This is a genomic window from Pseudonocardia humida, from assembly GCF_023898865.1.
Taxonomy (GTDB): Bacteria; Actinomycetota; Actinomycetes; order Mycobacteriales; family Pseudonocardiaceae; genus Pseudonocardia; species Pseudonocardia humida.
On record NZ_JAGSOV010000045.1, the window covers coordinates 64,495 to 87,851 of the forward strand.

General features: G+C 73.0%; 19 protein-coding genes. 14 read left to right on the forward strand and 5 right to left on the reverse strand.

Translation table 11 applies throughout. The features are described 5' to 3' along the window. Positions 1-168: 168 nt before the first annotated feature. Positions 169-363: a hypothetical protein gene (locus KDL28_RS21905; RefSeq protein ID WP_252441338.1), complete on the reverse strand. Its 195-nt coding sequence runs from the start codon at positions 361-363 to the stop codon at positions 169-171. 374 nt (positions 364-737) lie between these two features. Between KDL28_RS21905 and KDL28_RS21910 the strand changes: the two genes are divergently transcribed. The 3 genes from KDL28_RS21910 to KDL28_RS21920 all read left to right on the forward strand — a co-directional run bounded on the left by KDL28_RS21910 (position 738) and on the right by KDL28_RS21920 (position 4,095). Further along, positions 738-1,469, forward strand: coding sequence for a FadR/GntR family transcriptional regulator (locus KDL28_RS21910; RefSeq protein ID WP_252441339.1), 732 nt, complete (start codon positions 738-740; stop codon positions 1,467-1,469). A gap of 195 nt (positions 1,470-1,664) precedes the next feature. After that, on the forward strand, positions 1,665-2,780 hold the full coding sequence (locus KDL28_RS21915; RefSeq protein ID WP_252441340.1) for a hypothetical protein: 1,116 nt from the start codon (positions 1,665-1,667) through the stop codon (positions 2,778-2,780). 148 nt (positions 2,781-2,928) lie between these two features. Next, positions 2,929-4,095 (forward strand): aKG-HExxH-type peptide beta-hydroxylase, encoded by a 1,167-nt coding sequence (locus tag KDL28_RS21920; protein WP_252441341.1) that lies wholly within the window; start codon positions 2,929-2,931, stop codon positions 4,093-4,095. A gap of 409 nt (positions 4,096-4,504) precedes the next feature. Here KDL28_RS21920 and KDL28_RS21925 read toward each other — a convergent pair whose 3' ends face one another. Continuing rightward, positions 4,505-5,479, reverse strand: coding sequence for an ABC transporter substrate-binding protein (locus KDL28_RS21925; RefSeq protein ID WP_252441342.1), 975 nt, complete (start codon positions 5,477-5,479; stop codon positions 4,505-4,507). 103 nt (positions 5,480-5,582) lie between these two features. After that, the gene (locus KDL28_RS21930) at positions 5,583-6,146 is read right to left on the reverse strand and encodes an Rv1352/Rv1906c domain-containing protein (protein ID WP_252441343.1); all 564 of its coding nucleotides are present in this window, start codon (positions 6,144-6,146) and stop codon (positions 5,583-5,585) included. Positions 6,147-6,303: 157 nt separating this feature from the next. Here KDL28_RS21930 and KDL28_RS21935 point away from each other — a divergent pair, with 157 nt between their 5' ends. From KDL28_RS21935 to KDL28_RS21950, 4 genes are read left to right on the forward strand one after another with little or no spacing between them, the layout of a single operon-like run. Beyond that, positions 6,304-9,216, forward strand: coding sequence for an SWIM zinc finger family protein (locus KDL28_RS21935; protein ID WP_252441344.1), 2,913 nt, complete (start codon positions 6,304-6,306; stop codon positions 9,214-9,216). Positions 9,217-9,227: 11 nt separating this feature from the next. Continuing rightward, positions 9,228-10,331 carry an ATP-binding protein gene (locus KDL28_RS21940; protein WP_252441355.1) on the forward strand — a complete coding sequence of 368 codons (1,104 nt, stop codon included), beginning with the start codon at positions 9,228-9,230 and terminating at the stop codon, positions 10,329-10,331. After that, positions 10,328-12,556, forward strand: coding sequence for a DUF5682 family protein (locus KDL28_RS21945; RefSeq protein ID WP_252441345.1), 2,229 nt, complete (start codon positions 10,328-10,330; stop codon positions 12,554-12,556). The genes KDL28_RS21940 and KDL28_RS21945 overlap by 4 nt, the downstream gene beginning before the upstream one ends. After that, positions 12,553-13,737: a VWA domain-containing protein gene (locus KDL28_RS21950; protein ID WP_252441346.1), complete on the forward strand. Its 1,185-nt coding sequence runs from the start codon at positions 12,553-12,555 to the stop codon at positions 13,735-13,737. Before KDL28_RS21945 ends, KDL28_RS21950 begins: the two co-directional genes overlap by 4 nt. A 125-nt stretch (positions 13,738-13,862) precedes the next feature. Here the strand turns inward: KDL28_RS21950 and KDL28_RS21955 are convergent, their stop codons facing one another. Both KDL28_RS21955 and KDL28_RS21960 read right to left on the reverse strand, forming a co-directional pair. Next, the gene (locus tag KDL28_RS21955; protein WP_252441356.1) at positions 13,863-14,678 is read right to left on the reverse strand and encodes a helix-turn-helix transcriptional regulator; all 816 of its coding nucleotides are present in this window, start codon (positions 14,676-14,678) and stop codon (positions 13,863-13,865) included. A 110-nt stretch (positions 14,679-14,788) separates the two neighbouring features. Beyond that, on the reverse strand, positions 14,789-16,237 hold the full coding sequence (locus KDL28_RS21960; protein ID WP_252441347.1) for an amidohydrolase family protein: 1,449 nt from the start codon (positions 16,235-16,237) through the stop codon (positions 14,789-14,791). A 201-nt stretch (positions 16,238-16,438) separates the two neighbouring features. Between KDL28_RS21960 and KDL28_RS21965 the strand changes: the two genes are divergently transcribed. The 7 genes from KDL28_RS21965 to KDL28_RS21995 all read left to right on the forward strand — a co-directional run bounded on the left by KDL28_RS21965 (position 16,439) and on the right by KDL28_RS21995 (position 23,166). Beyond that, positions 16,439-17,248: an IclR family transcriptional regulator domain-containing protein gene (locus tag KDL28_RS21965; protein ID WP_252441348.1), complete on the forward strand. Its 810-nt coding sequence runs from the start codon at positions 16,439-16,441 to the stop codon at positions 17,246-17,248. Positions 17,249-17,325: 77 nt separating this feature from the next. Further along, positions 17,326-18,516: a CaiB/BaiF CoA transferase family protein gene (locus KDL28_RS21970; protein ID WP_252441349.1), complete on the forward strand. Its 1,191-nt coding sequence runs from the start codon at positions 17,326-17,328 to the stop codon at positions 18,514-18,516. Beyond that, the gene (locus KDL28_RS21975; RefSeq protein ID WP_252441350.1) at positions 18,513-19,334 is read left to right on the forward strand and encodes a citryl-CoA lyase; all 822 of its coding nucleotides are present in this window, start codon (positions 18,513-18,515) and stop codon (positions 19,332-19,334) included. The genes KDL28_RS21970 and KDL28_RS21975 overlap by 4 nt, the downstream gene beginning before the upstream one ends. 13 nt (positions 19,335-19,347) lie before the next feature. After that, positions 19,348-20,238, forward strand: a complete 891-nt coding sequence (locus KDL28_RS21980) for a dioxygenase family protein (protein ID WP_252441351.1) — start codon at positions 19,348-19,350, stop codon at positions 20,236-20,238. Next, the gene (locus tag KDL28_RS41615) at positions 20,235-21,194 is read left to right on the forward strand and encodes a quinone oxidoreductase family protein (RefSeq protein WP_252441352.1); all 960 of its coding nucleotides are present in this window, start codon (positions 20,235-20,237) and stop codon (positions 21,192-21,194) included. Before KDL28_RS21980 ends, KDL28_RS41615 begins: the two co-directional genes overlap by 4 nt. Before the next feature lie 9 nt (positions 21,195-21,203). Further along, the gene (locus KDL28_RS21990) at positions 21,204-22,235 is read left to right on the forward strand and encodes a uroporphyrinogen decarboxylase family protein (RefSeq protein WP_252441353.1); all 1,032 of its coding nucleotides are present in this window, start codon (positions 21,204-21,206) and stop codon (positions 22,233-22,235) included. A 136-nt stretch (positions 22,236-22,371) separates the two neighbouring features. Beyond that, positions 22,372-23,166, forward strand: coding sequence for an SAM-dependent methyltransferase (locus KDL28_RS21995; RefSeq protein WP_252441354.1), 795 nt, complete (start codon positions 22,372-22,374; stop codon positions 23,164-23,166). Positions 23,167-23,357 lie beyond the last annotated feature (191 nt).

Consider the following 23,357-nt stretch of genomic DNA (forward strand, 5'->3'; position numbering starts at 1 on the left):
CCCTGAACGGACCGGTGGGGGGGGACGGGGGCGGGCCCGGACCCCCCCCCCGGGGGGGGGGGGGCCCCGCGGACCGTCCCACCGCCCCCGGGCCGGGCCCGCTACGGCCCCGGGGGGGGGCCCGGGCCCCCCCCCCCCCCCCCACCGGGTCGGGTGGCGCGCACGACGTCAGCCGACGCGCCGTTCGGGCGAGTAGGCCGCGAGGCCGAGGACGGCCCCCACGACCAGGAAGGCGGCCACGCCTTCCCACCAGCCCATGAACTCGTTGACCGCCAGGGCGGCGGTCAGGGGCAGCGCGATGAGCACGAAGCTCCAGAAGAGCTCGGTGACCCGGTTGCGCCTGCGTTGCTGTTGGGGGTGCATACTGGACATCTCCTGTCGTGTGCTGTCTGGCTGACGGTGCGGTGGGAGTCGGAGGAGCCCAGGCGTGCCGGCCTCGGGCTCCTCTTCCGTTCGACCGGTTCCCCGGCCGACTCCAGGATGCCAGGAGGTGGGACGTCTCACAAGCAATTAACTTGTCTCACACCCCCTTACCCTCTACTCGCAGGCCGGACAACCTCAGGAACGACAAAGTGGTGGACGGAGGCTGTCCAGCGCGGTAACATGTCCGACAACCCGCGCACCCAGCAGACCTGTGCCGGGTTCGCGAACCGCCAGCGGCGGTGCGGGCGGCCGGAGGCGGGGCCGCCGCGCCCGCCGCGGCGCAGCACGTGCCGTGCTACCCCCCGGAGACCTCCGTGACCACGCCAGACACCTCGAAGTGGACGCTGTCGGCGGACAGCCGTCGACCGCGCCCCGAAGTCATCGAGGACCGCATCCGCCAACTCATCGACAGCGGCGAGCTCCCCGCGGGCGAACTCCTGCCCAACGAGCACGAGCTGGCCCGCCGCTTCGGCGTGGGCCGCACCTCCGTCCGCGCCGCCCTGCAGCGCCTCCAGCTCGGCGGCCTGGTCGACGTCGAACGCGGCCGCGGCTGGCTCGTCGTCGCCCGCTCACCCACCGAGGCCGAGGACAGCCCCACCGACGAGGAGCGCGACCGCCGCTTCGAGCTGGCCCAGCTCGCCGAGGTGCGCCTGGCCCTGGAGACCACCGCCACCGGCCTGGCCGCCCACAACGCCACCCGCGAGGAGCTCGGCCGCATCATCGACGCCGACGAGGCCCACCGCCGCGCCCGCGACGCCGACGAGATGCTCGAGACCGACGAGCGCTTCCACGCCCTCATCGTCGACGCCGCCCACAACCGGATCCTGCGCGACATGTACGCGATGCTCATCCCCGAGCTGCGCGAGTTCCGCCGCGGCTGCTTCGCCGACGGCACCGCAGGCAAGCAGTCCAGCGACGGCCACGGCCTCGTGGTCCAGTTCCTCAAGAACCGCGACGAGGCCGGCGCCCGCACGGCGATGGCCTCCCACGTGCTGACCTTCGCCTCCCGGCTGGGCGGGGTGGTGCGCGTAGGACTCGCCTACTGAGGCCGACGTCGCTGCAATACGGGTAGCCGATCCAGCACACGACTTCCGTTGAGCGCCTGAGCGGGTGATGATTTCCCTCTGACATGCGAGGGGGATGGGTTGCCGGCTGCGAGCGAACATGACGATCATCAGAGACGTCGCAGTCTGGGCGGCGTCGCGACCACCTCAGCCGCAGTTGGTATCATCCTCCTTGCGGTGTACGTGCTCATCCCTGCGGGAAACGGTGAGGTCGCTAAGATCTTAGCCGACCTGTCGCGCCTCCTCGGAATGATCGCGCTGATTATTGCGATACTGATCCTCGTTTACCAGCGCTACTTGAAGCAGCTGTGGACGGCGGAACTAGCTAAGCTTTCCGGTCCGGCAATTCTTGCCACGCTTCTTCCTGCGCAGGCACTCAGCCCTCTACTGTCAAACCTCTACGGCAATTCTGGAGCCATTCAAGACGTGGTTCATGCGGTATTAGGCGGAGAAGGCCAGAAGCCAGGAGGGCAGGATCTCTGCATTAGTACGAATACTACAATAGAGTACGTGCTCAGCTCCGAAGTACCCGGCACGTACCGCCTGTCGGCCACAATTGAATATAACTTTCATAGTAGCGTCGCAGATGACCGAATGACCTTATTCATGACGTGCGACCCGCGACTGCGTGACATTATTGCAACAGGCTGCGGTAAACCTCTCTACGACTGGTGGTACATCCCCGATCGCGAGATGTTCGACGAGTCTACGAAAGGGATGCTTCAGGGCGTCGAGATCGCTGCCAGATACCGCGATTCCAATGGAAGAAAGTTCAGCACGGAGCTGACGCCAGTCGAGCCGCGATATGTTCCGTTTGACGAATGGCCGGAGCATCTGGCATTCTTCCGCTCCGACGTCGGATCAATTCCGCAACAAGACCCGCGACTCTACATGGGAACGTTGAGAATTTACGAGTACGATCTAACTCTGACAAATTTCGGGGACCTCACCTCGGAAGCCGCGATCATGCATTCCGTTGATGGACTCATCACCCGTAGCTCCAGCTTGAACAGCACGGAAGACGGATATTGTTACTGGCAGCCACCCTATCCGTGTTTCGTCGATAAGATCTCGCTAGACGTCTCAGGCCTTCAACCGGAATTCGGTGGCCCCTACGAGTTCCACGTTGCCCCGTTCACCTTCCGAGCATGGTCGGTGCCGAATCACTGGACCAATGCAGCGGAACTGCAAACTGACCTACAGGTTCGCTCGTGGATGCTGCCAGGCCATGGCTTCGCACTCCTGTGGCGACAACGCCCCGAAAACTACCAAAGCGGCAGCACAGCGAGATAATGAATACTCGACCATTTAGGAAGCTGAGCTCGAGCTCCTCGCCTCAAACCAGCCGACTGTCCGGACATCTTCTTCAATGATTCCAGAGACTCACCGGAGCTTGCGCCCACAAGCCGATCTAATTGCTGCACGACGCGCTCTTTATGTGATGGCTGTCGACTTCCTACTCAATGCACCCGCCATCACCGCCGAGGTCGCGGACAGCCCACTGCTTCGCCACGCAGTGCAGGAATCACTGGCGAACCTGCGATTGATCTCCCGCACCGACCTTGACTCCGCAGCTCACTTGGCGCGCACTGCCACATTGCTGACTAGCGGCTCAGCCATCCTTCCTGTCCTCACTGACGCCGAGACTGACACTATCCTCGCAAGTGTCCGATGGATTCTAGCCGCAGACGAGCCCGCCGAGGTGCACTTCGCAACGATCGAGTCGGGGCAAACTTTCGAGGCACAACTGCTAGCCGTGAAAGCCGGCATGGACCTGGTCGCTAACTATTCAACACTGCTTGACGACCTTCTGGGGCACGCAACGTTCCTCGCCCTACTCGATGCGAGATGGCCGAGCCGAATACGAAGTGCTTCTCTTCGCCAGTTCCCGGGCCTAATCGTCATGGGCGCGCCGCAGTCACCTGTCGAAGCTGCGGAACACCTCGTACACGAAGGCGCACATCAGAAGTTCTTCGATCTCGCCCTTGTACTCGACATCATCGGTCCGAACGCCCACAGTTTCCCCAAGTACCACCCACCATGGCGATCACCGACGACCCGCTGGCCGCTTGAACAGTGCTTCGCAGCATTCCACGCGTACAGCTGCCTCGCTCAACTCTCAGACGAAATCCAGAACGCTCTCACAGTGCAGGAGACGTATCCCTCGCTACTGCCATTCGCGAGGCAACGAGCACGCGACATCGGAGGATGGCTGATTGGTCATGTTGAATTTCTAGGGATTGATGGGGTTTCACTTACTCACCAACTCCTTGGACAGCTTCCACCTTCTCCTCGATCGCCTCGCCGTGACAAGTACCGATACACTGATACGGTGGTCGCGGTACCCCATCTACACTTCTCGGCGGCGGGGCCGGAGAATATCCTCGTCGGAAGGCGAGTACCTCCGTACGAATTCTACTTCCTGGGAAGTGACAGCGCCCGTGTCCTGCAACTGCTCGAAAGGCCTGGGCACATCGAGTCACTGGTCGACGCTCTGGCCGTCGAACGGCGATTGGACCGGCTGTCCGCGGCCGATCTCGCGAGCTCCACGCTGTCCGAACTTACAGCCTTGCAACTCGTCGTTCCCGCACGCCAGGAGACTCCCTAGCAGCACGAACATGTCGCCCCTCGATCCGGGGTACGATACGTCGTCGGTTCGGCCACGCACGTGGTGGCGGTCTGCTCCGATCCCAGGACGACAGCAGTGAAAAGGTGCGCCGTGGCCATCGAGCAGGTACCTGTCGCCACCGCCCGTGCCCCTCGCGGCAGGAGGGTGACGTGGTTCGACCGCTCGGCCGGTGGCGGCAGCACTGTGCACCGCGTTGGCCCCGAGGCCTCGGGCGAGGTCGACTGCACAATATCGACGTCGGAGTCCGACGATCAGGTCCCGTCCGACGACCACAGTAGCTGACCCTCAACTGTTATCGGGCCGCGGCAGTCCGAGCGAGGCACGCCTTGGCGGCGGGACCGCTGATCGATCAACGGCCGTTGGCGCGCCTCGAGCCGGTCGCCGCCCGTCACAGCCCGGCGAGAACCTTCTCGATCTCGGTGAGCACCGCGTCGGCCTGCTTGTAGTGCGCGACGTAGTAGTTCGGCAGTGGGTGGACCTGGCCCGTGCGGGCGGCGCGCAGCGCCTGGAAGGTCGGTTGGTCGAGGACGCGTCGGGTGTCGGCGTTGACCCGCCCGGCGGTGTCGGCCAGGTGCAGCACGACGTCGCAGTCGTCGAGCCGGCCCAGCTCCTCGAACGACAGCGGCTCCGACGCACCCGGCTTGCCTTCGGCGAACGCGCCCAGCCGGGCGCCGACGGCGCCGAGGACCACGCCGCTCCAGGAGTTCGGCAGGTCGACCATGGCGTTGCCCTGGGCACCGCCGCGCACCAGTGCCCAGCGGGTGCGGCCGAGCACGTCGGCGTAGCGGGTGCCGATGTCGGCGGCGCGCTGCTCGTAGGCCGCCTTCAGCTGCTCGGCCTGGGCGCGGCGGTTGACCACGTCGGCGGCGCGCACCGCGCGTTCCCGCCAGGTGCCGGGTTCCTGGGCGGCGGGGAAGAGCAGTGTCGGGGCCACGGCGCTGAGCCGGGAGTTCAGGTCCTCTGGGAGGTTCGGCACGAGCGTGCCCAGGATGAGGTCGGGCTGCTGGGCGACCATCAGCTCGTAGTTGACGTCCTGCGGCGTGCCGATCTTGGGGATGGCGTCGTAGGCGGCCTGGTACTCGGGCAGGACGCCGCCGACGGTGGCCTCCACCGTGGCGACGACGGTGAAGCCGACGTCGAGCAGCGCGTAGGCGGTGTAGAAGTCGGTGCTGACCACGCGCTGCGGGTCGGCCGGGACCTGCACCGGACCGAACGCCCCCTCGAAGGGGCGGGGCGCGGCGACCGGGGCGGGTGCCGGCGCCGGTGCGCAGCCGGCCAGGCCGGCCAGCGCGGCCGCCCCGATGAGGAAGCCGCGCCGGTCGATCGCGCAGGTCGGGCTCTCGGGCGTCAGCAGCAGCGTCATTCTTCCCCTCCGACGGTGGTTGCGGCCACCAACGGAGTGAAGCAAGGCTTACCTTGCTCAGCAAGCCGGGGCGTGCCCGCCCCGGTCGACGGAGCAGCGGGCGTCACCCGGCCCGCACCCACTCCTCGCAGCCCGACGTCTCGAAGTACCCGTCCTCCGCCTTGACCGTCACCGTCGCGGGGCCCTGCACGAAGCCGTTGCTGATGATGTCGCCCAGCGAGCCGTCGTTCTCCTTCAACCGGGCGTAGTAGCACCCGTACCCGTCGGTGCCGGTCGTCTTGTACTTCCCCGCAGCGATGTCCACCCCCACCTCCCACACCCCGGCCCCGAAGGTGGTCAGCGGACCGGTCGGCTCGACGGCGGTCACCGGGGCCTCGGGCGCGGGTACGGCGACGACGACGGTCTCGGGCGGTGGGGCGGGAGCGGTCACCGTCACCGGCGGCGCGGCCACGACGACGGTCTCGGCCAGGGCGGTCGCTCCGACGGCCCCGCCGACCAGCAGGCCCGCGGCCAGTCCGCCGACCAGCCACGGCCACCGCCGGGGCGGGTCGGGGGGCTCGGGCGGGGGCGGGTCGGGCGGGGCCCGGCGCTGGGCCGGGATCGGCGGGACCACCGGCCAGGTGGGTGGCGGGACCGGCTGCTGCGGCTTCTCGAACGGTGTGCCCATGTGCTCCCCCGACGAGCCGGACGGGTCCTCCACCTGATCGTCGGGCGCGGTCGATGTGCCGTTCCGCGGAGCGCGCCCGATCCACCACTTCAGGTGATCCGCCCCGGGAGCCGGTGCGCGCGCCGGAGTGTCACCCCGGTTGCCTACGGTCTGGGGTGTGCCCGTCGAACGATGGACCGCGAGCCAGGTGCTCGCGCTCGCCCCCGACGCCGGCTCGGCGCGCGGTGCGCGGGCGGTGGCCGGGGCGGGCTCGTGGGACGGTGGCGGGGTCAGCGGGGAGCTGCTGTGGGGGTCGTGCCGGGGCAGCGGCACGCGGCCCTACCAGGCCTGCGTCGACCTGTCCGGGCCCGCGTACCGGTGCTCGTGCCCGAGCCGCAAGTTCCCCTGCAAGCACGCGCTCGGGTTGATGCTGCGCTGGGCCACCGGGGAGGTCGAGGAGGCGCAGGCGCCCGCGTGGGTGCGCGAGTGGCAGCAGGCGCGGGAGGCCAGGGCGAGCAGGGCCGCCGCCCGTCCGGCCGACGAGGCGGCGCCGAGCGGCCCCGTCGATGTGGCGGCCGCGGAGCGGCGGGCCGCGCAGCGGGCCGAGCGGGTGGCCGGCGGGGTGGCGGAGCTCGACCGGTGGCTGCTCGACCAGCTGACGCACGGCCTCGCCGCGGTCGAGCCCGCCGGCGACGGCCCGTTCGAGGCGATGGCCGCCCGGCTGGTCGACGCGCAGGCCCCGGGCCTGGCCGAGGCGGTGCGGAGAGCAGGGCGCGCGGTCGGGGTGGGGCCGCGGTGGGCCGAGCGGCTGCTGGCGCGGTTGGCCGCGCTGCGCCTGCTCGTCACCGGCCACGCCCGGCTCGCCGAGCTGCCCGACGGGCTCGCCGCCACGGTGCGGTCGCGGATCGGCTTCCCGGTGAGCACCGAGCAGGTGCTGGCCGGGCCGCCGGTGCGCGACCGGTGGCAGGTCGTCGGGCAGTCGCACAGCGCCGACGAGCGCCTGCTCACCCGGCGCACGTGGCTGCTCGGCGCCGCCGGTGGCCGCCCGGCGCTGGTGCTGGCCTTCGCCCCGCTCGGCCGGTCGCTGCCACCCGAGGCCCCGCCGGGCACGGCCTTCGAGGCCGACCTCTGCTTCTACCCCGGCGCCGCGCCCGTCCGAGCGGTGGTCGCCGCCCGCCACGGGGAGCCGGCGCCGATCGACGCGCCGGCCGGCGCGAGGAGCGTGCGCGAGGCGCTGGCCGGGGTCGCCGCGCTGCGCGCCGCCGACCCGTGGCTCGGCGACGTCCCGGTGCTCCTGCGCGACGTGCGCCCGGCGGGCACCGACCGGCTCGTCGACGCCGACCGCGACGCGCTCGACCTGCGTCCCGGGCCCGAGCCGCCGTGGTGGCTGCTGGCCGTCTCCGGCGGTGCCCCGCTCACGGTGGCCGGTGAGCTGGGGGCGTCCGGGCTGCGGGTGCTGTCGGCGTGGCCGTCCGGGCCCGGGGAGCGGTTCGCCGCCGCACCCCCGGGCGCCGACGACCCCGCGGCCGACGGCGAGGCCCGCGCCCACCCGCAGCTGCCCGCCGACCTGGTGTCCGCGGCCCTGGTGGGCACCGGGCGCCGCCCGTGGGGCGGCGGGCCGGTGGCCGTCGGCGGGCGCGAGCTCACCGTCGCCGGCGGCGCGACGGGAGCGGCCGCGCTGCTCGACGCGGCCGCCGTCGCGGTGGCCTACCGCCAGTCGGGTCCGGTGCCCGTGGCCGGGGCCGTGGCCGACGAACCGGCGGGTCCGGAGACGCGCCCGGTCGTCCCGCCCGCCGCCGCGGCCCGGCTCGACCGGCTCCTGCGGGGCACCGGGGTGCCCGGTGGCCCGGGCACCGCCACCGACCTGCTCGACGGCTGGCTGCGCGCGGCGGCCGAGCGCGGCTTCCGGGTCCCGGCCGACGCGCTGCCCGCCCTGCTCGACCGGGGCCACCGGCACACCGCGCTGCGCCCGGCCGTGGCGCTGCTCGCCGGGCGCCGCGGCGCGTGGCTGGCCGAGCGCCGCCCCGAGTGGGCCTACCTGCGGGTCGAGTCGGCCGACGCCGCGCAGCCGCGTCCCGACGACTGGGAGACCGGCACCCCCGGCGAGCGCGTCGCCTTCCTCACCGCCCTGCGCCGCCGCGACCCCGCGGCCGGTCTCGACCTGCTCACCGCCACCTTCGACGCCGAGGCCCCGGACGACCGCGCCCGGCTGCTGCGCGCGCTGGCCGAGGGGCTGGGCCCGGCCGACGAGCCGCTGCTGGAGCGGGCCCTGCGCGACCGCCGGGCGGAGGTCCGCGCGGGCGCCGCCGAGCTACTGGCCGCACTGCCCGGGTCGCGGCTCACCGCGCGGATGGCCGCCCGCGCCACCGCCGCCGTGCGCGTCGAGCACCGGGCGCTCGGCCGCGACCGCTGGGTCGTCGACCCGCCCGCCGAGTTCGATCCCGGCCTGCGCCGCGACGGTGTCACCCCGCCGGCGCGCGGCACCGACGCCCGCGCCGAACTGCTGGTCGAGGTCGTCGCGCGCACCCCGCTCAGCACCTGGACCGCGCTCGCCGACCGCTCCCCCGCCCAGGTGCTGGCCATGCCGGTCACCGAGGCGTGGGCGCCGGCGCTCCGGCGTGGTCTCACCCGGGCCGCCGTCGCCGCGGGCGACGCCGAGTGGGCCCAGGCCCTGGCCGGCACCGCCGAGCGCGGCCGCCCGGTCGGCCCGGACGACGACCTCGTCACCCTCGCGGCGCGCGGCCTGCTGCCCGCCGAGTGGGTCGCCACCCACCTGGTGCCCGCGCTGGCCCGCGACCCCGGCGTCGCCCGCCGGGTGCTCGCGGGCGTGCCGACCCCGTGGCCCGAGCCCGTCGCCCGGGCCGTGTACGCCGCCGTCGAGGCGGTGGCCCGCGCCGGCACCTTCAGCTGGCAGCTGCGTGAGCTGTGCGCGCTGGCCGCCACCGGCATGCCGGTGGCCTGGGCGCCGCCGCTGGCCCGGCTGGCCGAGGGGCTCACCGCCCGCGCCCCGGACAAGCGGGCCGGTGCGCTGGTCACCACGCTGGCCGCCGCCCTGACCTTCCGCCACGACATGACCGAGGAGCTCCGTTGACGGCAGCACCGATCCCCGCACCGACCGCAGCGTCCGTCGCGGCACCGGCCGCGCAGGCGCTGCGCCCGCACGCCGAGCACCAGTACGCCGACGAGCTGGCCGCGCTGGCCGCCGCGGACGACCGCCCCCGCCCGCCGGGCTGGCGGCTCTCGCCGCAGGCCGTCGTCACCTACCTCCTCGGCGACGGTGAGCGGATCAGCCCCAAGTACGTCGGGCCGCGCCGGCTGGTCGAGGTCGCGGTGGCCACCCTGGCCACCGACCGCGCCCTGCTGCTGCTCGGCGTGCCCGGGACCGCCAAGACCTGGGTCTCCGAGCACCTTGCCGCCGCGATTTCGGGCGACTCGACGCTGCTGGTCCAGGGCACGGCCGGGACCCCGGAGGAGGCCATCCGCTACGGCTGGAACTACGCCCGCCTGCTGGCCGAGGGCCCCACGGTGGACGCGCTGGTGGCCGGCCCGGTCATGGTGGCGATGCGCACCGGCGCCATCGCCCGCGTCGAGGAGCTCACCCGCGTCCCGTCGGACGTGCAGGACGCCCTGATCACCATCCTGTCGGAGAAGACGCTGCCGGTCCCCGAGCTGGGCACCGAGGTCCAGGCCACCCGCGGGTTCAACGTCATCGCCACCGCCAACGACCGCGACCGCGGCGTCAACGAGCTGTCCAGCGCGCTGCGGCGGCGGTTCAACACGGTCGTGCTGCCGGTGCCGTCCTCGGTCGAGGAGGAGGTCGGGATCGTCACCCGGCGGGTCGGCGAGCTGGGCCGGGCGCTGGAGCTGCCGGAGGTGCCCACCGCGGTCGAGGAGATCCGCCGCGTCGTGACGGTGTTCCGCGAGCTGCGCGGCGGCCTGACCGCCGACGGCCGCACCACGCTGAAGACGCCGACCGGCAGCCTGTCCACCGCCGAGGCCATCTCGGTGATCACCAACGGGATGGCGCTGGCCGGGCACTTCGGCGACGGCGTGCTGCGCGCGGCCGACGTGGCCGCGGGCATCGTCGGCGCCGTGGTCAAGGACCCGGTCTCCGACGCCGCGGTCTGGCGCGAGTACCTGGAGACGGTGGTCCGCGAGCGCGACGGCTGGCGCGACTTCTACCGCGCCGCCCGCGCCGCCCTGTGACCAGCGCGGTCGTCGGCGCCGACGTCGTGGAGCGCTGCTACGGCATCCGCCACCACGGGCCGGGGTCGGCGCGCGCCACCGTCCGCGCGCTCGACGAGCAGCAGCCCGACATCGTGCTGGTCGAGGGCCCGCCGGAGGCCGACGAGCTGGTGCGCTGGGCCGCCGACGAAGCGCTGCAGCCGCCCGTCGCGCTGCTGGGCTACGCCACCGACGACCCGCGCCGCGCGGCGTACTGGCCGTTCGCGGTGTTCTCCCCGGAGTGGCAGGCGATCCGCTGGGCGGTGGCCCGCGGGGTGCCGGTGCGGTTCATCGACCTGCCCTACGCGCTGCAGGTCGGCCCGTCGCCCGAGCCCGGGGCCGACGCCGACGAGCCCGCTCCGCGGGTGCGCCCGGTCGACCCGATCGGCGAGCTGGCCGCGGCGGCCGGCTACGACGACTCCGAGCGCTGGTGGGAGGACGTCGTCGAGCACCGGGAGCTGCCGGCGTTCGAGGCGATCGCCGAGGCGATGGCCGCGATCCGGGCCTCGGCCCCGGAGGACCCGCGCGACCTGCTCCGCGAGGCGCACATGCGCACGGTGCTGCGCCAGGTCCGGCGCACCCACCGCAGCATCGCGATCGTCTGCGGGGCGTGGCACGTCCCCGCGCTCACCGCCAAGGTCCCGGCCACCCACGACGCCGCCCTGCTCAAGGGCCGCCGCAAGGGCAAGGTCACGTTCACCTGGGTGCCGTGGACCTACGGGCGGCTGGCGTCCTGGCGCGGCTACGGCGCCGGGGTCTCCTCCCCCGGCTGGTACCACCACCTGTTCACGGCGGGCGGCGGCACCGGCGGCGACGTCGTGGCCCGGTGGCTGGTCGACGCGGCGGGCGTGCTGCGCGAGGAGGGCGTGCCCACCTCGTCCGCGCACGTCATCGAGGCGGTGCGGCTGGCGGAGGCGCTGGCCGCGCTGCGCGGGCGGCCGCTGGCCGGGCTGAGCGAGCTGACCGAGGCGAGCCTGTCGGTGCTCTGCGAGGGCGACGAGCTGCGGCTGCGGCTGATCGACCGCAGGCTGGTGGTCGGCGAGCGGCTGGGCGCCGTGCCCGACGACATGCCGACGACGCCGCTGGCCCGCGACCTGGCCGCCCAGCAGCGCAGCCTGCGGCTCAAGCCCGAGGCGCTGGAGCGCGAGCTCGACCTCGACCTGCGCCGCCCGATCGACCTGGGCCGCAGCCGGCTGCTGCACCGGCTGCGGCTGCTCGGCGTGCCGTGGGGCGAACCCGCCGAGGGCAGGCGCAACACCGGCACCTTCCGCGAGACCTGGGCGCTGTGCTGGCAGCCGGAGTTCGCGGTGGCGCTCATCGACGCCGGCGCGCACGGCACCACGGTCGTCGCGGCGGCGTCGGCGCAGGTCGTCGGGCGGGCCCGCGAGGCCACCGTCCTGGCCGAGGTCACCGCGCTGGTCGAGGCGTGCCTGGTGGCCGACCTGGCCGACGCCTTCGGCCCGGTGCTGCGCGCGCTGGACACCCGCGCGGCCCTGGACACCGACGTGGCCCACCTGCTGGCCGCGGTCCCGGCGCTGGCCCGGACCCTGCGCTACGGCGACGTCCGCGGCACCGACGTCGGCGCGCTGCGCTCGGTCACCACCGGTCTGCTCGGGCGCGCCTGCGCGGGGCTGCCCGCCGCCGTCGTGGCGCTGTCCGACGAGGCCGCCGCAGAGCTGCGCACGCACGTCGACGGCGCGCACGGCGCGGTCGGCCTGCTCGACGACGCCGACCTGCGCGAGCGCTGGCTCGACACGCTGGCCGGGCTGGTGGAGCGCGACGACCTGCACGGCCTGCTGGCCGGCAGGCTCACCCGCCTCCTGCACGACGCCCAGCGCCTCGACCGCGCCGAGACCGGGCTGCGGATGGCGCGGGCGCTGTCGGTCGGCGTGGCGCCCGCGGCCGGGGCGGCGTGGGTGGAGGGGTTCCTGGCCGGCGGCGGGCTGCTGCTGGTGCACGACCCGGAGCTGCTCTCGCTGGTCGACGGCTGGCTGGCCGGTCTGGGCGCGGAGGCGTTCACCGAGGCCATGCCGCTGCTGCGGCGCACGTTCGGCACCTTCGCCGAGCCGGAGCGCCGCGCCATCGGCGAGCGGGTGCGCGGGGGCGGCGCCGCGCCCGCCACCACCGAGGACGGCGTCGACCACGAGCTGGCCGAGCGCGCGCTGCCGGCGTTGAGCGCCCTGCTGGGCCGGGAGGTGACGGCATGACCGACACGGGCAGCACGGGCGGCACCGAGGACGCGGAGCGGATGCGCCGCTGGCGGATGGTGCTCGGCGCGGCCGCCGACCCGTCGCTGGGCACGCCGAGCGGCGCCGACGCGGCGATGGACTCGGCCCTGGGCGCGCTCTACGACGGCCCCCCGGGTGGTGAGGCGGGCGAGCGCGGGCGCGGGCGCTCCGGCGGCCTGGGCGCCTCGGCGCCGCGGGTCGCCCGCTGGCTCGGCGACATCCGCGAGTACTTCCCCAGCACGGTCGTGCAGGTCATGCAGGCCGACGCGATCGAGCGGCTCGACCTCAAGGCCCTGCTGCTGGAGCCGGAGATGCTCGCCGCCGTCGAGCCCGACGTGCACCTCGTGGGCACGCTGCTCTCGCTGAACCGGGTGCTGCCCGAGCGCAGCCGGGAGATGGCCCGCCGGGTCGTCGCCCGCGTCGTCGCCGAGCTGGAGGCGCGCATCACGCAGAAGACGCGGGCCGCGGTGACCGGCGCGCTCAACCGGGCCAGCCGGATCGCCCGGCCCCGCCGCCACGCCGACATCGACTGGGACCGCACCATCCGCGCCAACCTCAAGCACTACCAGCGCGAGCACCGCACGGTGGTGCCCGAGCGGCTGGTCGGCTACGGCAGGCGCACCACCGCCGTGCAGCGCGACGTCGTGCTCTGCGTCGACCAGTCCGGCTCGATGGCCGCCTCGGTCGTGCACTCCGGGGTGTTCGGCGCGGTGCTGGCCTCGATGCGCTCGCTGCGGACGTCGCTGGTCGTGTTCGACACCGCCGTGGTCGACCTGACCGAGCAGCTCAGCGACCCGGTGGAGGTGCTGTTCGGCACCCAGCTCGGCGGCGGCACCGACATCAACCGGGCCGTCGGCTACTCCCAGGCCCTGATCACCCGCCCGCGCGACACGATCTTCGTGCTGGTCAGCGACCTGTTCGAGGGCGGTGTCCGGGACGAGATGCTGCGCCGGGTGGCGGCGATGGTCGGGGCCGGGGTGCAGGTGGTGGTGCTGCTGGCGCTGTCCGACGAGGGCGCCCCCGCCTACGACCACGACAACGCCGCCGCGCTGGCGGCGCTGGGCGTGCCCGCGTTCGCCTGCACCCCCGACGCGTTCCCCGAGCTGATGGCCGCGGCCATCGAGCGCCGCGACCTGCGGGGGTTCGCGGAGCGGTCCTAGGTAGTCCAGGGCCTCCGCGGTGTCCGGTTCGCCCGGTCCTGTGCCGCGACATGAACCTGATGGGGCTCGGGTGCGCAGCTAAGCCCCATCAGGTTCATGTCGCGCGAAGTCGCTCACGCCGAGCCTCAGACCCCCACCGGCGACCTACCCGCCGGGATCAGCCCCTCGTGCTGGGCGCGGACGACGGCGGAGAGCCGGTCGGTGACCCGCAGCTTCGCGTAGACGTGCTCCAGGTGCTTGTGCACCGTCCGCTCCCCGATGAAGAGCCTGCGGGCGATCGCGGCCGCGGTGAGGCCGTCGGCCAGCAGGGCGAGCACCGACAGCTCGCGCGGCGTCATCCGGGACGCCGCCGCGGCCGCCGGCTCCGGGGTGCGCCCGGCCAGCTCCCGGACCTGCCGGTCCAGCCCGCAGAGCAGCCTGCCGAGCGAGCGGGCCACGTCCATCTCGCGCTCGGAGAAGGGCCGGTCGCGGCCGATGATGAACGCGCGCATGCCCGTCGGGTCGCTCAGCAGCGGCAGCGCGAGCTGGTCGGCGCAGCCCCACCCGCCGGCCATCGCGTACCACGCGGTCAGCAGCCTGCGGTCGACGTGCTCGTCGGGCACCTCGGCCACCTGCGCGATCCGCGGCCTGCCGGTGGCCCGGTAGTGCACCAGGATCGGGTGGAAGCGGGCGGCGTGGCGCCTGCCCCACTCCATCACCTCCGCGCGGTGCCCGTCGAGCCGCTCGGTCAACGGGTAGATCTCGCCGGTCACCGCGCCGTCGGGCGCGGCGGCGCTGAAGGCGCACGCCCGCCCGTCGAAGGTCCGGCTCAGCTGCATGGCCAGCCGGGGCACCGGCAGCTCGCCGAGCGGCTCCGCCATGACGTCCGCGACCAGCTCCAACCACTCGGCCTCGAGCCGGGTGCGCCCCCACGCGCCCGTGGTGCCCGGCCCGTTCCCCATCGAGGTCACAGCGACAGGAGCCACCGGAGCCGACCCCGATACCCGCAACCCCCGGGGTAACCCGTTCGACGCAGCCGCGTGACCCGGATGCGCAACCGGCGCGGGCTACCTCAGGTGAGCGCCTCGCCGTGGGAGGTGGAGCTGCGGTAGTCGCTGTAGGTGTAGGGGTTGTCGACGAGCGCGGCCTCCGGCACGTCCGGGTTCATGCCCTGCTGCCAGGCCTGCTCGCCCAGCGTGGAGCGCAGGTGCTCGACGGTCGCCTCGACCTTCGCCCGCACCGCCGCCAGGTCCACCCCGACCAGCTGGTGGTCGCGCTTCACGATCCGCCCGTCGACCAGCACCGTGTGCACGTCGCCGCGCTGGGCCTGGAAGGCCACGTGGCCGTAGGGGTTGAGCAGCGGGAACGACACCGGGGAGGCGTCGTTCTTGATCAGCACCAGGTCGGCCTTCTTGCCGACCTCGATGCTGCCCAGGTCGGAGTCGCGCCCGATCGCCTTGGCCCCGCCGCGGGTGGCCCACTCCACGACGTGCGCGGCCCGCAGGCTGCTGTGGGTGACCGTGTCGCCCTTGGCGTGGGCCTGCATGTGCTCGCGGGAGCGGTCGGCGCCCAGGGTGGTGCGCATGGCGCTGAACAGGTCGCCGCTCCACCACACGCTGGTGTCCATCGACAACGACACCGGGATGCCGTGCGCGCGGATCGCCCACGTGGGCGGGTAGCCCTGCCCGGCGCTCTGCTCGCTCTCGGTCGCCACCGAGATCGAACCGCCGGTGGCGGCGATGCGGTGGTAGGAGTCGGTGCTCAGGGTGGCCGCGTGCACGTAGACCGTCTCGGGTGTCATGAACCCGTTGTCGTGCATGAGCCGGATGCCGTCGTCGTTGGTCGCGCCCCAGACACCGGCGTGCGTGGTGACCGGGACGCCGAGCTCGCGGGCGGCCTCGAAGGCGCCCTTCTCCGGGAAGGCGGGGTCGCCGGTGACGTCGAAGGCCAGCTGGAACCCGAGCATGTCGTCGCCGGTGATCCGCCGGTCGACGAAGTCGCGGAACTCCGGCGAGGCCGACCACACCGCGGGCGGCTGCTGGATGTTGCCGTAGGCGAGCACGAAGCGGCCGGGCACGGCCTGCAGCGCGTCCACGGCGGCGTCGGCGTGGTCGACGGTCTGCAGGCCGTGCGACCAGTCGACGCAGGTCGTGACGCCGGCGTCGATCGCCTCGACGGCGGCCAGCAGGTTTCCGGCGTGCACGTCCTCCGGCCGGAAGTGCTTGCCGGACTCGAGGTAGTACCAGACGAAGTACTGGGTGAGCGTCCAGTCGGCGCCGTAGCCGCGCATCGCGGTCTGCCACATGTGCCGGTGGGTGTCGATCATGCCCGGCATCACGATGCCGCCGGTCGCGTCGATCTCGACGGTGCCCTCGGGCACCTCCAGCGCCGGGCCGACCGCGGAGATGCGGTCGTCCACCACGAGCACGTCGGCGCCGCGGAGGATCTGTCCCGCGTCGTCGACGACGAGCACCGTGCCGCCGCGCAGGACGACCGGGGGTCGGGATCGGTGATCGGTCATCGCGTCCGCTCCTTCGCGACACACGTCATGCAGCGGACTTGTGTCCGCTGCACGGTCAGCCGGGGTCGCGGCCACTCTCCACCCGGATTGTTGACCTGTCAATGCACGAGTCGGGGGCCATCGAGGACCGATCTCACGCGGTTCTGTCCGCTGCACGGACAGAGCGGTTACCCTGCGACTCCGGCGGAAGGTGGTGGTGGGATGCCGCGGTCAGGGACCGGACCCGACTTCATCGAGGCGCTGGCGCGCGGGCTGGACGTGATCACCGCGTTCGCCGCCAACCGGCCGAGCATGTCGCTGACCGAGGTGGCCACGGCGGCGGGGCTGGCCCGGCCCACCGCCCGGCGGATCCTGCTCACCCTGCAGGAGCTGGGCTACGTGCGCGCCGACGGCAGCGGCTTCGTGCTCACCCCCCGGGTGCTGGAGCTCGGCGTGGCCTACGTCCGGTCGATGGGCCTGTGGGACGTGGCGCGCCCGCACATGGTGCGGCTGTCGGAGCGAACGAACGAGTCGTGCTCGGTCGCCCAGCTCGACGGCCCGGACATCGTCTACGTGGCGCGGGTCGCGGTGCCCAAGATCGTAGCGCTGGCCGTGCAGATCGGCACCCGCTTCCCCGCGCTGCAGACGTCGCTGGGCAAGGTGCTGCTCGCCGCGCTGACCCCGGAGCAGGTCGACGCCGTGCTCGCCGAGCCCACCCGGTCGGGCCTGGTCCCGCGCTGGAAGCCGGAGCGGGCCGAGCGCGACGCCGAGCTGCGCGAGGTGCGCGCCCGCGGCTGGGCGCTCACCGACGAGCAGCTCACCCTGGGCATCCGATCGGTGGCCGCGCCGCTGCGCGACGGCAGCGGCCGGGTGATCGCCGCGGTGAACGTCAACACGCACGCCGCCGAGACCTCCGTCGAGCACCTGCTCGACCACCACCTGCCGCTGCTCCTGCACGCCGCGGGTGAGATCAGCGCCGATTTCGCCCGCCTCGAGACCGTTCCGCACGTCACCCGGACCACCGCGTCCTGAGCGTTGACGGGGGACCGCCCGGGTGCGCAGAATCCACTAGCGGACAGATGTCCGCACAACGGACGAGGAGGCGGTCGATGACCGACGTGGCTGGGGCGATCGCCGGGTCGAGCCCGTCGGGACCGCTGTCGGGCCTGCTGGTGGCCGACTTCTCGCGGGTACTGGCCGGACCGTACGCGACCATGCTGCTCGCCGACATGGGCGCGCGGGTGATCAAGGTGGAGGGTCCGCCGACCGGCGACGACACCCGCACCTGGACCCCGCCCGCCCGGGACGGCATCTCCACGTACTACCTGGGCATCAACCGCGGCAAGCGGTCGATCGTGCTCGACCTCCGCGACGAGACCGACATCGGGCTGGCCCGCGAGCTGGCCGGCCGGGCCGACGTGGTCATCGAGAACCTCAAGCCGGGCGGGATGGCCAAGTTCGGCCTGGACTACGCCTCGGTCCGGGAGACCAACCCGGGCGTCGTCTACGCCTCGATCAGTGGGTTCGGCTCCGGCGCCGGGGCCAAGGTGCCCGGCTACGACCTGATGGTGCAGGCCATCTCCGGGCTGATGAGCCTGACCGGCGACCCGGACGGCCCGCCGTACCGGGCCGGCATCTCGGTGTTCGACGTGATGGCAGGCAACCACGCGGTCATCGGCATCCTGGCCGCGCTGCGCCACCGGGAGGCCACCGGCGCCGGCCAGCAGATCGAGATCAACCTGCTGTCCTCCGCACTGTCCGGGCTGGTCAACCACAGCTCGGCGTGGGCCGCGGCGGGCGTGGTGCCCTACCGGATGGGCAACGCCCACCCCAGCGTCTTCCCCTACGAGCCGATGCCGACCGCGGACAACGACATCATCATCGCCGCGGCCAACGACCGGCAGTTCCGCAAGCTGTGCCAGGTGCTGGGCATCCCCGAGGTCGCCGACGACCCGCGGTTCGTGCGCAACGCCGACCGCACCGCCAACCGCGACGAGCTGCGCCCCATCCTGAACGAGCAGCTGGTCAAGCGCGGTGCGGTCGAGTGGTTCGAGCTGCTGGTCGACGCCGGCGTGCCCAGCGGCCCGATCAACACCATCGACGGCGGGTTCGCGATGGCCGAGCGCTTCGACCTCGACCCGGTGGTCGAGGTCGGTGAGGGCGACCGGGCCATGCCGACCACCCGCAACCCGATCCGGTTCTCCGCGACCCCGGTCAGCTACGAGCTGCCCCCGCCCCAGCTCGACGAGCACGGCGCCGAGCTGCGCAAGTGGCTGGGCGCTCCCCGGGACCAGGCATGACCGACAACGACGAGCCCGAGTACGCGACGGCGCTGGGCGCGTCCAGCCTGGAGAAGATCACCCTGCTCGGCCACGACCTGGCCGAGGACGTGATGGGCAGCGTCGGGTTCGGCGAGCTGTCGTTCTGGCTGGCCACCCAGCGCCGCCCGAGCCCCGGCGAGACGCGGGTGTTCGAGGCCGTGCTGGCCGCGCTGGCCGACCACGGCTTCACCCCGACCGCGATCGTCAGCCGGCTCACCCTGCTCTCGGCCCCCGACTCGATCCAGGGCGCGCTGGCCGCGGGCCTGCTCGGCGGCGGGTCGCGGTTCCTCGGGGTCACCGAGGACTGCGGCCGGTTCCTGCACGACGTGCTGGGCGCGGTCCGGGCGGACGGGGGCGAGCTGCCCACCGACGACGCAGGCTGGGACGCGCTGGCCCTGGAGACCGTGCGCGCGCAGCGCGCCGCGAAGCGCTTCGTCCCCGGCCTGGGCCACCACGTGCACAAGCAGGGCGACCCGCGGACCCCGCGGCTGATGGCGATCGCCCGCGAGGAGGACCTCTTCGGACCGCACCTGCGGCTGTTCGAGGCCATCGGACGGGTGCACCACGAGGTGCTCGGTCGTACGCTGCCGCTCAACGGCGCCGGCGTGTGCGGCGCGGCGCTGGCCGACCTCGGGCTGCCGCTGGAGCTGCTGCGCGGGTTCGCACTGCTGGCCCGCACCGCCGGGTTGATCGGCCAGCTCGCCGAGGAGCTGCGCCACCCGGTGGCCAACGAGATCTTCCTGTCGGTGGACCTCAACAACCGGTCCGTCGACCCCGACCCGTACCAGCCGGAGTGAAGGACACCCACCGATGGACACTGGCAGTTCGACGGACACTGGCATCCAGCTCGCCACCGAGGAGAACATCACCGAGCTCGCCACGCAGCGCTGGGCGACCGCCCACGACCCGCGCACCCGCGAGCTGCTGACCGCCCTCGTCCGCCACATCCACGACTTCGCCCGCGAGGTGCGGCTGACCGAGCCCGAGTGGATGGCCGCCATCCAGTGGCTCACCGCGACCGGGCAGATCAGCGACGAGAAGCGCGAGGAGTTCATCCTGGCCTCCGACGTGCTCGGGCTGAGCATGCTGGTCGTGCAGATGAACCACCGCTTCGACGAGGGCGCCACCCCGGCGACCGTGCTGGGCCCGTTCCACATCGAGGGCTCGCCCGAGCTGGGCTACGGCGAGGACATGTCCGACGGCCTGCCCGGCACCCCCCTCTACGTCACCGGCACCGTCCGCTCCCTGGACGGCACCCCGGTCCCCGGCGCGGTGCTCGACGTCTGGCAGGCCGACACCGACGGCGCCTACGAGTCGCAGATCCCCGACATCGACGAGGCCCGCCTGCGCGCCAAGTACACGACCCGCGAGGACGGCACGTACTGCCTGCGCACGATCGCCCCGCTGGGCTACTCCATCCCGATGGACGGCCCGGTCGGCGCGCTCATCGGCACGACCGACATCAGCCACTTCCGGCCCGCGCACATCCACTTCCTGATCAACGTGCCGGGCTTCGAGCCGCTGATCACCCACCTGTTCCAGGCCGGCGCGCAGTACCTGGACAGCGACGTCGTGTTCGGCACCAAGCAGGAGCTCGTCGTCGAGTTCGTCGAGCGCGAGCCGGGCCCGACCCCGGACGGCGGCAAGTCCGACGAGCGCTGGTTCGAGGCCCGCTACGACTTCGTGCTGCAGCCGAAGTGAGCATCAGGGCGGCGCGGATCCACACGCCGGGCGAGCCGCCCGAGGTGTCCGACCGCGAGGCGCCGACGCCCGGCGAGGGCGAGGTACTCGTCGCGGTCACCGCCGCGCCGATCACGCCGCTCGACCTGCTGTGCGCGTCCGGGACGTCGTACTTCGGCGTCCCGGCGACGCCGTACGTGCCGGGTGTGCAGGGCGTCGGCGTGGTCGACGGCCGGGCGGTGTGGTTCCCCACCGACGCCGGCATGAAGCCCGGCGACGGCAGCATGCGCGGCGCCGCGGCCGTGCCGGAGGCCGACCTGGTGCGGCTGCCCGAGGGCGTCGACCCGGTCGAGCTGGCCGCGCTGGGCCTCTCCGCTGTCGCCGCGCACATGGCACTGACCTGGCGCGGCGGGTTGACCGCGGGCGAGCAGGTGATCGTGCTCGGCGCGGGCGGGGTGGTCGGCCAGGCCGCCGTGCAGCTGGCCCGCGCCGCGGGCGCCCGCCGGGTCGTCGCCGCGGCCCGGTCGCGGGATGCGCAGGCCAGGGCGGAGCAGGCGGGCGCGGACGCCGTCGTCGCGCTGGACACCGACGACGTCGCCGAGCTGGCCTCCCGGTTCACCGCGGCCGCCGACGGCCCCGTCGACCTGGTCCTCGACCCGCTGTTCGGGGTGCCCGCCGCCGCCGCGGCCCGCTGCCTGGGCACCGGCGGCCGGCTGGTGCACCTGGGCGGCTCGGCCGGCGAGACCAGCCCGCTCGACTCGTCGACGCTGCGCGGCAAGTCGCTCACCCTGCTCGGCTACACCAACAACGCGCTCACCCGCGAGCAGCGCGCCGGCGCGGTGGCCACCGTCGCCGCGCACGTCGCCCGCGGTGCCCTGACCGTCGCGCACGAGGTCGTGCCGCTGGAGGACGCCGCCGACGCCTGGCGGCGCCAGGCAGGCGGCCGGACGTCCGGCCGCATCGTGCTCACCCCCTGAGGAGTCCCGATGACCGCGCTCCCCGTCCTGCCGACGTCGCTGGTCGGCAGCTACGCCCAGCCCGAGTGGCTGATCGACCGGGCCAAGCTGGCCGGGCGGTTCCCCCCGCGCGTGCGGGCCAAGGAGCTGTGGCGCATCGAGCCGGAGCTGCTCGCCGAGGCCCAGGACGACGCCACCGTGCTGGCGATCCGGGCCCAGGAGGAGGCCGGGCTGGACATCCTCACCGACGGCGAGATCCGCCGGGAGAGCTACTCCAACCACTTCGCCACCGCGCTGGACGGCGTCGACATCGACAACCCCGGCACCGCGCTGGATCGCAGCGGCCACCCCAACCCGGTGCCCCGCATCGTCGGCCCGATCTCCCGCCCGGCCCCGGTGCAGGTGCGCGACCTGGAGTTCCTGCGCGCCCACACCGACCGCACCATCAAGATCACGGTGCCGGGCCCGTTCACGATGTCGCAGCAGGCCCAGAACGACCACTACCCCGACGCCGAGGCGGCCGCGCACGGCTACGCGGCCGCGGTGAACGCCGAGATCCGCGACCTGTTCGCGGCCGGCGCCGACATCGTCCAGATCGACGAGCCGTACCTGCAGGCCCGCCCCGACGCCGCCCGCGCCTACGGGCTCAGCGCCCTGAACGCCGCCCTCGAGGGCGTCACCGGCCGCACCGCGGTGCACCTGTGCTTCGGCTACGCGGCGATCATCCACGAGCGGCCCGAGGGCTACTCGTTCCTGCCCGAGCTGGCCGGCTGCCCGGTCGAGCAGATCTCCATCGAGACCGCGCAGTCCGGCCTCGACCTCGGCGTGCTGTCCGACCTCAGCGACAAGACGATCATCCTCGGCGTGGTCGACCTCTCCGACCCCGCGGTGGAGACCCCCGAGGTGGTCGCGGCGCGGGTGCGGCGGGCGTTCGACCGGCTGCCCCCGGAGCAGGTCGTGATCGCGCCGGACTGCGGGATGAAGTACCTGCCCCGGGAGTCGGCGTTCGGCAAGATGCGCGCCATGGCCGCGGCGGCCGAGGTCCTGCGCCGGGAGCTCTGATCGCCCGGCAGAACGACAGAATCGTGGGTGACGTGGAGTGACCGCTCGCGCCCGCGAAGAGGTGATCGGCGTCGCCTCCCCGGCCCGACATCCTCTACGCTGAGTGACTCATCATGAGCAGAGGAGCGACCCACCGGTGACGGAACCGACCGACGACATCAACACCGATGTGCCGGGCGCGGCCCGCATCTGGAACTACTGGCTGGGCGGCAAGGACAACTACGCGGCCGACCGCGACGCGGCCGAGGCCGCGCTGCAGTACTACGACATGGCCACGTTCGCCCGGCAGTCGCGGCAGTTCCTCAACCGGGTCGTGCGGTTCCTGGCCGGGGAGGCGGGCATCCGGCAGTTCCTCGACATCGGCACGGGCCTGCCCACCATGCAGAACACCCACGAGATCGCCCAGTCGATCGCGCCGGAGTCCCGGATCGTCTACGTCGACAACGACCCGATCGTGCTGGCGCACGCGCGGGTGCTGCTGCAGAACACGACCCCGGAGGGCGTCACCGCCTACGTCGAGGCCGACTACCACGACCCCGAGGTGATCATCGAGCGGGCGCGCGAGTTCCTGGACTTCGACCAGCCGATCGCGGTCATGTTCATGGGCGTGCTCGGGCACGCGAAGGGCTTCGAGGCCTCGCACGCGATCGTGGCGCGGGTGGTGGACGCGGTGCCGCCGGGCAGCTACCTGGCCGTGTGGGACGGCAACGACACCAACCCCGCCCTCAACGCCCTCGCCGAGAACTACGCGAAGTCCGGTGGCGTCCCCTACATCCAGCAGCCCGTCGAGCACATCCGCGGGTACTTCGCCGGGCTGGAGATGGTCGAGCCCGGCCTGGTGCCGGTCACCGAGTGGCGGCCCGAGCCCGCGGAGATGGGCGCGGCCGGGTCCCTGCCCGAGACCACAGGCGGCGTGGCGCGCAAGCCCTGATGCGCCACGAGGCGCTTCGTTATATCCCCGTTATAGACGGGAAGGACTCGGGAGGAGGTCCTTGGGTCTGATGGCTCACCTGGATCCGAAAGGTGAAGGGGACAGTAGCATGCCAGGAAAGCGGCAGTCATGCTCAGGCGTATGAGGTGACGTGCCGCGGGACCCGTGCGATATGGTGAAAGCTGGATTGC

Coding starts and splice junctions, on each gene's coding strand:
- KDL28_RS21905 (WP_252441338.1), bottom strand. CDS start 363: ATGCACCCCCAACAGCAACGCAGGCGCAACCGGGTCACCGAGCTCTTC.
- KDL28_RS21920 (WP_252441341.1), top strand. CDS start 2,929: ATGGCTGTCGACTTCCTACTCAATGCACCCGCCATCACCGCCGAGGTC.
- KDL28_RS21925 (WP_252441342.1), bottom strand. CDS start 5,479: ATGACGCTGCTGCTGACGCCCGAGAGCCCGACCTGCGCGATCGACCGG.
- KDL28_RS21930 (WP_252441343.1), bottom strand. CDS start 6,146: ATGGGCACACCGTTCGAGAAGCCGCAGCAGCCGGTCCCGCCACCCACC.
- KDL28_RS21950 (WP_252441346.1), top strand. CDS start 12,553: ATGACCGACACGGGCAGCACGGGCGGCACCGAGGACGCGGAGCGGATG.
- KDL28_RS21955 (WP_252441356.1), bottom strand. CDS start 14,678: ATGGGGAACGGGCCGGGCACCACGGGCGCGTGGGGGCGCACCCGGCTC.
- KDL28_RS21960 (WP_252441347.1), bottom strand. CDS start 16,237: ATGACCGATCACCGATCCCGACCCCCGGTCGTCCTGCGCGGCGGCACG.
- KDL28_RS21965 (WP_252441348.1), top strand. CDS start 16,439: ATGCCGCGGTCAGGGACCGGACCCGACTTCATCGAGGCGCTGGCGCGC.
- KDL28_RS21970 (WP_252441349.1), top strand. CDS start 17,326: ATGACCGACGTGGCTGGGGCGATCGCCGGGTCGAGCCCGTCGGGACCG.
- KDL28_RS21975 (WP_252441350.1), top strand. CDS start 18,513: ATGACCGACAACGACGAGCCCGAGTACGCGACGGCGCTGGGCGCGTCC.
- KDL28_RS21980 (WP_252441351.1), top strand. CDS start 19,348: ATGGACACTGGCAGTTCGACGGACACTGGCATCCAGCTCGCCACCGAG.
- KDL28_RS21990 (WP_252441353.1), top strand. CDS start 21,204: ATGACCGCGCTCCCCGTCCTGCCGACGTCGCTGGTCGGCAGCTACGCC.